Annotated in this window: 7 protein-coding genes; 2 read left to right on the forward strand and 5 right to left on the reverse strand. The window is 67.3% G+C overall.

What is annotated here, in order from left to right:
* Window position 1: 1 nt before the first annotated feature.
* From CC117_RS19060 to pglX, 5 genes are all read right to left on the reverse strand, one after another.
* Window positions 2–1,579 (reverse strand): ATP-binding protein, encoded by a 1,578-nt coding sequence (locus CC117_RS19060; protein ID WP_071086066.1) that lies wholly within the window; start codon window positions 1,577–1,579, stop codon window positions 2–4.
* A gap of 178 nt (window positions 1,580–1,757) precedes the next feature.
* Window positions 1,758–3,050 carry a hypothetical protein gene (locus CC117_RS19065; protein ID WP_071086068.1) on the reverse strand — a complete coding sequence of 431 codons (1,293 nt, stop codon included), beginning with the start codon at window positions 3,048–3,050 and terminating at the stop codon, window positions 1,758–1,760.
* Window positions 3,051–3,194: 144 nt separating this feature from the next.
* On the reverse strand, window positions 3,195–3,998 hold the full coding sequence (locus CC117_RS19070) for a hypothetical protein (protein WP_071086071.1): 804 nt from the start codon (window positions 3,996–3,998) through the stop codon (window positions 3,195–3,197).
* 538 nt (window positions 3,999–4,536) lie between these two features.
* Window positions 4,537–5,199 carry a YdcF family protein gene (locus CC117_RS19075; RefSeq protein WP_071086073.1) on the reverse strand — a complete coding sequence of 221 codons (663 nt, stop codon included), beginning with the start codon at window positions 5,197–5,199 and terminating at the stop codon, window positions 4,537–4,539.
* A gap of 115 nt (window positions 5,200–5,314) precedes the next feature.
* Window positions 5,315–8,920, reverse strand: coding sequence for a BREX-2 system adenine-specific DNA-methyltransferase PglX (pglX, locus tag CC117_RS19080; protein ID WP_071086075.1), 3,606 nt, complete (start codon window positions 8,918–8,920; stop codon window positions 5,315–5,317).
* A gap of 269 nt (window positions 8,921–9,189) precedes the next feature.
* Here pglX and CC117_RS19085 point away from each other — a divergent pair, with 269 nt between their 5' ends.
* Both CC117_RS19085 and CC117_RS19090 read left to right on the forward strand, forming a co-directional pair.
* Window positions 9,190–9,522, forward strand: a complete 333-nt coding sequence (locus CC117_RS19085) for a hypothetical protein (RefSeq protein ID WP_131803093.1) — start codon at window positions 9,190–9,192, stop codon at window positions 9,520–9,522.
* Between the two features lie 1,351 nt (window positions 9,523–10,873).
* The gene (locus tag CC117_RS19090) at window positions 10,874–11,818 is read left to right on the forward strand and encodes a 2-hydroxyacid dehydrogenase (protein ID WP_084132393.1); all 945 of its coding nucleotides are present in this window, start codon (window positions 10,874–10,876) and stop codon (window positions 11,816–11,818) included.
* Window positions 11,819–11,820: the final 2 nt, after the last annotated feature.

Consider the following 11,820-nt stretch of genomic DNA (forward strand, 5'->3'; position numbering starts at 1 on the left):
GCTACGCCCGGAGGAGGGTGATGGTCCGCCCGGCGGGGCTCGTCGCGGTGCTGAAGGCGGTGCGCTCGACGATGTCGGCAGCGTTCGGACGCTGGTCGAAGACCACGAGAACCCCGGTCGCCAGGCCGAGACGATCGAGATAGCCGTCGAGCTGGCGCAGGCCGGCGCGCAGCGGATCGGAACGGCCCGCACGCCACACCTTCAGCTCGAGGGCTTCCCGCTGGAGGCGGCGGGTGCCGTCCACGCCGGTGTACGGCCAGCGGACCAGCAGGTCCGTGCGGCCGGTACCGACACCGTACTCGCGGTCGACGTAACCACCGCCGTTCACGACCCGCTGCAGAAAACCCATGAGAACCAGCTGCGGTGCGGCCTCGTGGTAGTAGTCGCGGGAGGTGAGGAACTCACCGTGCTCGATCCAGAACTCGGTGAACTCCGTGAGCATTCTGGGCAGGTCGAAAGTTCCGTCCGATCGGATGAACGACCGGGGATCCGCGATGACACTTTCCTGGATACGGCTGGCCAGAACCCGGACGATCACCTCCCGGTAGATCGGGTTGGCGGCCCGCACGGGAGGGTCCGGCGCGATCAGGCCCAGGTCGCGCAGGTAGGCGATGTCGTCGTCATAGGGCTCGATCGTCAGGACATCCCCGGCGAGCACCGGGCCGAGAACCCGGCGTACCCGAGGCTCCGCGAGCCGGGCCGCCAGCGAATCCAGATGCGTGGCCCGGGCCAGGATGAGCCGTTCCTTCGCGTACTCCACATCATCTACCGTGACAGCTTCGGAGACCGGAACTCCGATCTCCTCGATGACCTCACGAGCGAGGGCATTTACCAGCCAGGGCTGGCCGGCCGTCAACTCGAATGCCCTGGCGAGAGCCTCCGGAGCGAATTCCTGACCGGTGTCGACAGTGTGCTGGGCGTAAAGATCGCGCACGTCGTCGGCGGTGAAATCTCCCAACCGCAAAGATTTCAGCTTGATGTTGAACGGACTGGACGTTCCCAACCTCGAGGGGTCACCGCCGGAAGCGGCTTTATAGTCGCGGACATCACGCAGGCCACACAGCACGACGGAGGAGGGGAAACCGTCGGGGCGGCCCCGGTAACCGTCCCGGAGCTGACTGAGCACACTGATCAGACTCTGCCCACGCAACGCGTCGATCTCGTCGAAGAACAGCACCAGCGGCCGCGGACACGCCCGTGCCCACGCGGTCAGCGCCTCCGCGAGCAACGCGCCGTCGGACGCCTCCGGCCACGGCGGTGGGCACAGTTCCGCCGGCAGCGCGTCCTGCGCACCTGCCCGGATCCGGTCGAGGATCCCGCGCGTGGCGGCGCCGAAATCATCGCCGGCCGCGCGGCCGACCTCGCAGGAGAACAGCAGCGCCGCGTACCGGCCAGCGGCGGTCAGCTCCCGGGCGAGCGCCTCCAGCGTCGTCGTCTTGCCCGTCTGCCGGGGCGCATGAACGACGAAGTACCCCTCCTGGTCGATCAGGCCCTGCGCCTCGGGCAGCCGGGACGCGGCCGGGATCATGTAGTCGATACCCGGCCGGCACGGGCCGGCGGTGTTGAACCTGYGGGTCATCGACACTCCCCCTCCCCGCACTGATGACACAGACGTACCTGAACCGACACCTTACGCAGCCACAACGACTGCGACGGAGTGACAGCCAGGCACCGCGTCGGCCCGACGATCTCCTGGGAGAACAGCGGCGCCGTGGGCGCGGCGGTGGGCGGGCGCGGCGGGGCTCAGTTCATYGGGATCACGAGGCGCAGCTCGACCCGCTCCGATCGAACGGTGCCGGCTCCGCCTCGGCGGCAGCGATGGACAGGGCGGCGAGGTGTTCGGGGGTGCCGGCCCGCTCGCAGTTCCAGCGAACCCAGTCGGGCAACAGGGCCTTGGCCGCGGTTGTGACCTCGCCGTCGACCCAGTCGCCCATCAGTTCCTGGAAGTAGCGGACCCGGTGCGGTGACGCGGCCTGCTCGGCTCCCGGCAGGCATCCGTCGAACCATTCGCCGGCCAGGGCCTCGACCGCCGCGGTCTCCGGAGGCTGGCCGTGGCGGTCGATCGACCAGGCGGTGAAGGCCGCGATCGTCGGTGCCGTGTCGTGGCCCCCGAAGAGCGACGTTCGGGCGGGCAGCGGCATTCCACGCTTCGCCAACGCGACTTCCAGGTCGACGAGGCGGCGCATCACCCGGTACCAGTTGTCCAGCGCTGAATCCGACTCACGTCCACTCAGGTAAAGGTCGTCTTTGTCGGCGTGGACGAGACACAGCAGCTCATCCGCACTCGTGACCGGCCGCAGCTGCGCACCGTCGGCGGACTCACCGGCCAGGGACCGCCAGGCGGCGGCAGCCTGGGACACCTCGTCATAGCAGCCGGCGTTCACGACGAGAATGTCGCCGCAGGCATCGACGTCGAAGAGGAAGACCGACGGATCCTTCGTCTCCGGGTAGGCGAAGCCGGCGATCACCGCCAGGCGGGTGCCGTACGCGTCCCTCATCTGCCAGACTTCACCCGTCGCGGCGATCTCAGCCATCTCGTGCAGCCAGCCCGGCTGATCGGCCGCCCGGACCACGTCTGCCAGCAGCCCACGGGCCGCGGCCAGTGCCCTGGACGCCAGCGAGGGCACCGCGATCGAGGCGATGCCGAACAGCAGCCGCCACGGCGCCTCCCACCCCGCGCCGCCCCGGCCCAGCTCGCCGCGAATCCGCACGGCCAGCCCGCCGACGAGCTCGACGAGCCACCAGTCGAACCACCCGACGGCGTCCTCGTCCACGGCCCGCCGCAGCTGCCTGCCGAGCAGGAGCGACGTCGCCTCCTCCAGGGCGCGCGGCCCGTCGGCTGCCAGGACGACATCAGCTCCCGCGAGAGTCTCGTCGATCGCCGGTAGAAACCAGCCCGGCGTCTCCTCAGCTCGCAGCGGCTCCGACCCGGGGGCATCCCGCGCGGTCGCGCCGGCTCGCGCCCCGGCCGCACGCCGCGGCTGCCCAGAACCCGGGCGCCCAGGTGACCGCTTCTTGCTGCTCTTCTTCGGCTTACGTCCACGCGACACAGGCGACACGCCGCTGATCGTAATGGCTGTGGAAGCCATGTCCCTCGCTCGCCATGAGGAGACCCAGCAAGGCCACTCCAGCACGACCATGCAGAGGTCACGCTCGCGGACCCCACAAAGGCCACACAGGGCGGCCAGAAAGGGTCACGCTTTCCTCGTCGTCCAGTCGACGAACACCTGGCCGAGATACTCCTTGGTCTGGTCGGTCAGGTAGCCTCGGGCGTCCTCCCCCAGCGGTTCGAGTGCGTACCTGCGAACCTCGAAATGTCTCGCGGGTGCCGGGCAGATGAACACGGCGATAATTCGCAGTAATCGAAGAAGATCCTCGTTCGTCAGGGCGTCCAGGGGCGACGCGGCCCGTTTGAGCGCCTCGATTAAGGCGGACCACACCTTGTCGACAAGAAATTCGACGACTTGCTCGACGACCWGTTGACGTCCACTCTGCATCGACGATTGCGTTATCGCCCACACGATGGCCGATCGCGCTCTGTTCTCAACCCTTCCCATGACTCCGTTGGCCACCTCCATCACCCGAACAATGCCGACTATCAGATCGCACCAGCCGTGGTTCGCCAGACCGATACGAACCTGTTCCGGATCCAGCCCGGACCTTCTGGCCACCTCGTCAAGATCATCCCTGACCGTCAGCCAGACATCCCGAGCCAGCAGATCGGCCATCRCCTCGACCTGATCGACATCCGGGCCAGAACCCTCCAGACCCTCAGCTTGGACGCCCGGGCCGGTTCCGCCACTGCGAGAGCTCGCGGCCACACCTTCGGCGATGTCGACGACACAGATCTTCACCACCCCGTTCTGGTTTGGGACCACCTCCTTGAGAGTCCGCCCTCCAGGTTTCCAGACAAGCTTGCGCCCGATGTCGTCGCGCCGCTCCCGACGCTCCTCCGCGGACCCGCGAGACAGGTCGACAAAGCCACGCACGTTGTGCATGGATCCACCGCAGAACTTACATTCACATTCTGGCTCCCTAGCGTCTTCGCAGCGCGCACTGTGACCGGGGACCCTACTCACAGAATCACCTCAAAAACTCCAGGCTGGGACGAGGATCCAGACATGACAAACCTCGCGGGAACCAGCATTCCGAAGCCCTGCTGGCGGCGAGCAACACTCTTCTCGCAGGCCACGGGGATGGACAGAGCCAGCGTTCGCTGCCCATACGGACTCCCGGAAGCCCGGACTACCCTGCGACGACGAGAGCCCAGGCAGCTTCAAGCACTTCGGCGGCGATCAGCCTTCTGTCGACGGCACGCCTGACACCACCGAACTTCACATCCACGGTACGTCGTCAGCCATCCCGGAGTGCGGGGATTCACGGAAATGGCAGTACGCCATTCCCGCACCGCCACCGAGGAGCGCCAGGACGCAGAACAGTGCAGATACTTGCTTCAAGGCAAGAAATAAACTCCGCAGCGGCGACCGACCCCCTGGGCGGGGTCGGGCGAACGGGCTACCCGGCTTCGGTTGACGGTCAGGCGACGAGGCGGCTGGTGTAGCCGGCTTCGACGAGCTCGCGGTAGGCATCGCGAACGTTGTCGGGCACGGGCTGAGGGATGGCGTAGCCGCGTTCGGCGTAGAGCCAGATCCGCTGGGTGTCGCCGACAATCATGGCGACCACGCGTTCGACGTCACCGATACCGGCTACGTAGTCGTCCAGGGTGGTCGGCAGCGACGCGCATCGAACGCAGACGTCTGGCCAGAATCGGCGGCAGGTGGCGTAGGCCCGGCGCTGCTGGTAGGGCCGGGAAATCAGCGTGACGGATCCGGGTGCGATGCCGTGGGCGGTGAGCAGGCTGCGGGTCCGGGTGATGTTCTCGCCGGTGTTGCGTGCGGTCGTCTCCAGGAGAACAGCCTCGTCGGGGACGCCCAGAGCCACGGCGTGTTCGCGGTAGTGCACCGCTTCGCCCCGGGGAAACGTCTCGACAGTCGTGGGCGCATTCGCGCCGGTAAACACGATCCGGGGGAACAGGCGGCGGTGGTAGAGAGCGGCGGCGCAGGTCGCGACGCCGAGGTCGTGGCTGCCCAGCCCGATGCCGACGTCGGTGGAGCGGGGGTCGTGGTGCAGGTCGTGGTAGTCCCACAGCACCTCGACCGTGCCCCGTAGGGCGGCGGGCAGTCGCGCGGCCGGGCTCATGGACGATCTGCGCTGACCGGAACGGGAAGCCGGTAGGTCCGGGCGAACCGCGATGCGGCGTGCACTCCGATGGCGTACCCCACGGCTGTCTCGTCGGCGGTGAAGGTGGGCCTCGTCAGGCCTTCGGCTGCGGCGCCTTCCTTCTCGCCCCTCCGCCGCGGGTGGCAGCCGGTGGGCGCCAGCCGGTCAGGGCCTCGGCGGTGAGCGCGTGCCGGCCCATCGCCTCGGCGAGGAAGGCGTCGTACACCTCGGCGGGCGACCCGTCATAGAGCGGATCGACCTCGTTGTGCCACTGGCGAACCCACGGCATCACCTCACGCAGACCCGCGAGCAGCGGCGTGACCCGGTCGGCACCCCAGCCTTCGTTGTCCTGCCGCTCGACGACCAACGTCGCCAGYGCCTGCGCCTGCTCCCGGTGATCCCACCCGGCCCAGCCGATCAGCAGCGTCGGGTCGTTCTCCCGCCCCGCGTGCGGATAGGAGATGAACCGCTCCTTCGGGACGTCGAGCTTCCCCCGGGCACGCCAGTAGCTGGGCTTACGGAAGTCGACCTGGGCGTACTTCGGCGGCACCGGAATCGCGTCACGGATCTCCTTCGCCTGCTCCGGCGTGGGCGCAGCATCCTCGGCCCGCTGCTGATCCCACACCGACTCCCAGTCGGCCCGCTTCACCAGCCCGGAATCCTTGTAGCGCAGGGCAGCGAGGAACGGGACGTGCTCGTCCTCCACCAGCCCCGCGACGACCTTCAGCAGCTCCTCACCGGGCCGGTAGATCTCGGCGACGGAGACGAAGTCCGCGGCGGCGGCAAGCTCGTCGGCGAGCCGCCCGGTGGTCCATAGCCGCGGCTGCACCATCCCGTCGACGTCCGCGAACCACAGCTCACGGGTTTCCAGCCGGTCCAGCAGCCAGTCCCGCAGGGCCGCGTTCTGGAGCTTTTCCCACCCCTCGGTCGCCCACCGCCGCTTGTACTCGGGCCGCTCGATCAACCCGATGTTCCGGTCGTTCTCGATGACCCYGATCCGCTTCTCCACCAGCGCCCGGTACTCCGCCGGCCAGTGCGCCGGCACCTCGGTGATCGGCGTCGACCCGTGTCGCGCAAACCATTCGGACGTCTCGTCCCCGGCCGCGATCTTCCGCGCCAGCACGATCTCGAACGCCCGCTCCCCCAACCTGATCTCCGGAACCTCGCCCATCGGCAGGACCAGTTCGTCAGCCAGCAGCCCGTACTGCCGGTACACCTGCCAGTCCAACTCCTCCTGCAACGCAATCATCCGCGCTCGCGTACCCCCCCACTCCGCCTGTGCCTCCGTCAGCCGTGCCCGCGTCGGCACCCCCTCCGCCGCCACCGCCGCCGGCCCGACCGCCGTCAACCGCTGTGCCAACGCATCCAGCTTCCGCRCCAGCTCCAACGGATACTCCGCCGGCAACGGAAACTCCTGCAGCTTGGTGCCTGTGAACTCGTAGAATCGCTCCCAGGTCTGTGACTTGAATCCCTCATTCACGCCCTGGCTACCCTTGTCGTGACTGACCTGCTTGAGCCAGAAGCACGCCGTCGAGCTGTTCAATACCCCCAGCAACCGCAGGCACTCTTCTTCAGATACCCCGGAAGGGAGAGTAATCACGGGGGCGGTTCTAATGTATAGCGTCTCACTTGAGACTTTCACAAATTCGCTGTGCGTCGCAACAAAGGGAAATCCGATGCCCCGGTTGCCGGAGTATCGATCTGGATGAAAGTCCGAGTACTCGTACCAGGGGAGCCCGCGCTCCTCCGGGGTCCCCCCCAATGCACGCCGCCCTGCGAGTAGAATTCTGTTTGGCCACAGGTGCCTGACCAACGCATCGGGCGGAGCCACACTCCGCCCGTCAGCACCGTACGGGAAGACAGCCACCTCTTCGGGTTCCACCCACCAGGAACGCACGCAGGTCCCTCGCGCTACTGGCCGCACCCAGTCCAACAATCCCCACCGCCTACTTGCCGCCGGCGGAGCGAAGTATGCGTCATCAAGACGGGTTACCGCCATAAAGCCAATTGAATCGGCACTGTTACCGAGTACACGGGAAGCTACCGGAGCAGCCTCTACGAGAGATTGAAGATCACCCGCACCACCCCCCGCCAAGCTCCATGGGTATTCATGCAATCTATCACGCGGCAGATCTGCAGCTGTCACCCACTCACTTTCCGATCCCGGCCTGCTAACCTGATCTATGATCGCTTTCCAGACTAGTCCGTTACTCGCTTGCACTGGCGCAGCCGGCTCACCCCGAATCCCCAGGATAGCGCGGACAGTACCTGAACGTTTATCTCGGTTCCACCGCCCGATCAGTATAACGGTCGGGGTACCGTGACCGGGAATATAGGCACCGGAGGTGTCAATGACATGCGTCAGTTCAGCCTTGACAGCGAAAAATTCCTGGATCAGTTTCTTACCGAATTCTCGCTTCATGAATGAGTTTGCGGTAATCTGACCCACCCCGCCAGCGCCTCGCCCTTGAATGTCGCCTCGACATGCGAGTTCAAAGAACCGCTGCACAAAGGGAACAGAAAGTGCGTATGCGCCAGCACAAGCGTCATACATACTTCGATACAAGTCATTGAGCTTCTTGTCTTTGACGGTGATGTAGGGCGGGTTACCGACTACAGCATGGTAGCGACCCTCTTCGAGGATGCCGGGGTGGTCGGCGAGGTCCTCGGTGGCGTAGGAGAACTCGGCGAGCTCGTCGTGGTCGTCGCCGAACAGGTCGAGCTGGCGGTGCTTGATCAGGGAGTCGCCGATGGCCACGTGCAGCGGGAACGTGTAGCTGGCCGCTGAGTCCAGGGTGGTCAGGCCGGCGGCGCGCAGGGCCGCGATGACGAGGCGGAACTTGGCGATCGCGGCGGCGTACGGGTTGATGTCGACGCCGTGGATGGCGTCCAGTGCGAGTTTGACCCGTTCGTAGACGTCCCGGTCGGGGGCGTTGTTCTCCCATTCGGCGAGGAGGCGGTGGAAGGCGCCGAGGAGGAAGTGGCCGGAGCCGCAGGTCGGGTCGATGACCTTGACGACGTCGTAGCCGAACTCCTCGATGGCCGGGGCCAGCGTCAGGTCGAGGATGAACTCCTCGACGAACTCCGGGGTCTGCAGCAGCGCGTACTTCTTGCGGACGTCCTCGGAAAGGTCCTGGTAGAGGTCGCCGAGGAAGCGGGTGTCCCAGGTGTCGTCGGTGAAGTCGTGGATCAGGGTGCCGGCCTCGGTGCGACGCCGCCAGAAGCCGAGCAGCTCCTTGGCGGCGTCGTGGGTGAGCGGGATCTGGAACAGCGCGTTGTGCCGTTCGTCGAACAGTCCGGCGCCGACGGGCACCGCCGCGATCTCACCGAAACCGGCCAGGAGCCAGTCGCGTGCCGTCCTGTCCGGGTTGCGTCGGTAGAACTCCTCGGTCCGCTCCTCGGCCAGGGTGAGGCGGGCGGTGGTAGGGCCGGCCAGGTACGGGTCGCCGATCAGACCGTTGTCCTCGCAGAAGCGGACGAACACCGTGCCCAGCACCCAGGCGGCCGCCGCCTGGGTGACCCGCTCGCCGAGCCACGCCGACCAGGTCGCCGCCGTCCGGCCGACCTTGAATGCCCGGTCGTACTCGGCCCGCAGCCGCTGCCCGACCTCGGCAAGCTCGTCGACCTGGGCACTCAGGTCACGCTCCAGGAGCTTGACCTGCCGCTGGAGGTCCTTCAACAGCAACCCGCGATCGAGCACAGCGCCTCTCCCCCTGCTGCCGTATCCGGAACGCCCCCGCCTGGTTCCGGCACTGACGGTCCCGCCCGCGTCACCGCCGGCTCGCCGGAGACTAGCCAACCACCTGGTGAGGATCCCCCTCCAGGGGGCCGCACCCGGTGACCATCGACGTCCGAAGGCGCGCCCCGCCTGCCCCAGCCGCCCGGATGAGCGCGGAGAGCCGGGGTGGAAGCTTCCGCCCCGGAATCCGTCGTCCCCGTACGTGGGCACTGTCGGCCTGCCATAATTACTTGGTGATCGATTCCATTGTCCTGGCACCGGTGTTCGGCCTGGTCGCCGTTTTCTTTCTCGTCGAGACGGTCCGCGGTCGTTCTTTCCGCAGCAGGGCCACGAGGTCGACCTCGCTCGGCCGGACGCTGCTCTTCTCCGGCCTGACCCTGCTCCAGATTGAGCCTTTCCCGCAGGATCACAACTGGGTATCGATCGCGTTTTTCGCGATGGGGCTCGCCTGCATCGCCGGCGCTCTGTGCGTGTGGACGTGGCAGGGCTGGAGCGGGACTCCTCGTCAGGCGTCTGATCCGACCGCGACGCAGGAGCGCCCACCTCTGCCGGCCGGCAAATAGCGGTTCGCGCACTCAACCCGCGCTCGCCGAGCGGTGATGTCGGGCACGGTCACCACTTCCGCAGCAGGCGGCACCGCGGGYATACCGACAAAGCGGGACGATATCGCGGACTGCCGGTCAATCGGGCACTTCGAGTACATGACGGATTCTGGATCCGGTCGAGCGAAATGGGTATGGGCGCCTCCCGGACCGAATTTTACCGGGCGGCATGTCGCTGCACCGCCGTCGCAGGACAAGGGTATGTTGTCACCGCCATAGTCTGACAGTGATTTCCCTGGGAGCTCGGGTCTTGACGACGTTGGACGATCGGCGCATACGTGCCAGGCCCCGGCCGCTTTTCGGTGAAGGTGGCACGGGGCTGTGACCACCCTTCTTGCCTTCCTGGGGCTCGGGTCGCTCGCTGTCCTTGTCGTCGGTCTGGTCGCGCTGGCCCGGGGTCGTCTCGTGTGGGCGCGGATCCGCAGCCGCCGCGCCGCCGCGGGCGTGACGGTCACCGCCATGGTCGTCTTCGGTGTGTGCGTCGCGTTCATGCCCACGGAGGACGCCGACGGTGGGACATCTGGCGCGGACAGGTCGGTGGTTGYGGCCTCCGCGACGTCGGAGCGACCCAGACCGCTGCTCGCGCCGACTCGGAGCGCCGACGGCATGGTCCGTCGACACCTGGACCCGCGGCGACGGCGGGCATCCTGGAGACGTCCATCTCGCAGACAGGTCCCAACGCGCCGGCCGCACAGGCGACCCGGGCCACGTCGGCTGCCCCTGCCACCCAGGGCTCCTTCGCAGAGTCCTCTGTTGCGGGGCCACCGCCGACGTCTCAGCCACCGGCGGCGGACATCCAGCACTCTTCTGCGACGCCCCAGCCGCAGCCTGTCGCAACCTAGCCCCCACCGGCGCCAGTACCGGCACCGACCCGTCCGGTACCGGCGGCCGTGGTTCCGCCAGTGGCCTCCGCGGCGCCGATTCCTCCGGTGCTGGCGCCGGCGCCACCCGTGGCAGCGGATCCGCCGCGGGTACCCGAACCTCCCATGCCGCGGCCCGCACCGCCGACCACGGCGGATTCCCGCGCCGGCTGCGACTCGTCGTATCCGGACGTCTGCCTACGCACCGGCATCGGCGATTACGACTGCGAAGGTGGGGAGGGGAACGGGCCCAACTATGCCCGCGGGCCGCTTCGCGTCACGCCCCCGACCCGTTCGACCTGGACCGGGACGGCGACGGCACCGGCTGCGACAGCTGAACCGGCGGCAGCCGGCCGGCGGACAAACCCGTGGGGACGAACCCGCGGAGGCAGGAACACTGCAGCGGTAGGGTCTGTGTCAGATTGTGACCGGGCAGGTTTCCTACCTACTGGATGTCGACCACGATGAACATCGTCGTTCTGGATGAAGTCGAGCTTTCCGAAACTCAGCACGACCGGCTGGCGGCTCTCGGTTCGGTCGAGACCTATCGTGACAATCCGGCCGACGCGAAGGAGGCTGTCCGCCGGTTGGCGGACGCCGACATCGCCGTGCTCGGGTGGACGTCCCTTGGGGCGGCGGAACTCGGGGCGCTTCCCAGGCTCCGCATGATCTCGGTGTGGGCCACCGGCTACGACTACGTCGACACCGCGTTTGCGCGCGAGCATGGAGTTCTCGTCACCAACGTCCCCTCCTACGCCGGACGGGCCGTCGCGGAGCTGACCACAGGCTTTCTGATCAGTCTGACCAGGCAGATAGTCACGGCGGACCGCTCGGTACGCAGCGGTGCTTTTGACTGGCATCCCTTCCGGGGTTCCGAGCTGGTTGGGAAGACGCTGGGGCTGGTCGGGGTCGGCGACATCGGCGGYGAGGTCGCCGGGCTCGCGAAGGCGCTCGGGCTTCGCGTGGTCGCGCACGCCCTGAACCCGAGCGCGGAGCGGGCAGCGGCCCTGGGGGTCGAGTTCGTTCCCTTGCAGACGCTCTTGGCCACCAGCGACATCGTCTCCCTGCATGTACCGCTGACCGACCGGACCAGAAATCTGATCGGCAGGAACGAGATCGCCCTGATGAAGCCCACCGGGTACCTCATCAACACGTCCCGTGCGGCTGTGGTGGATCAGGTGGCCCTCACCGACGCACTGGCGGCGCGTGTCATCGCGGGCGCGGCACTGGACGACAGCGAGTTCCCCGACGCGCGGCTCGCTGCGCTCCCCACCGTGATCCTGACGCCGCACATCGGCTTCTACACCGACCAGGCCATCAGCCGTAAGGGCGATGTCTGCGTCGCGAACATCGCGGCCTACCTCGCGGGCACGCCTGCCAATGTCGTCAACGGCTGAAT

It is taken from the genome of Parafrankia colletiae, assembly GCF_001854655.1.
In the GTDB taxonomy this organism is placed as follows: Bacteria; Actinomycetota; Actinomycetes; order Frankiales; family Frankiaceae; genus Parafrankia; species Parafrankia colletiae.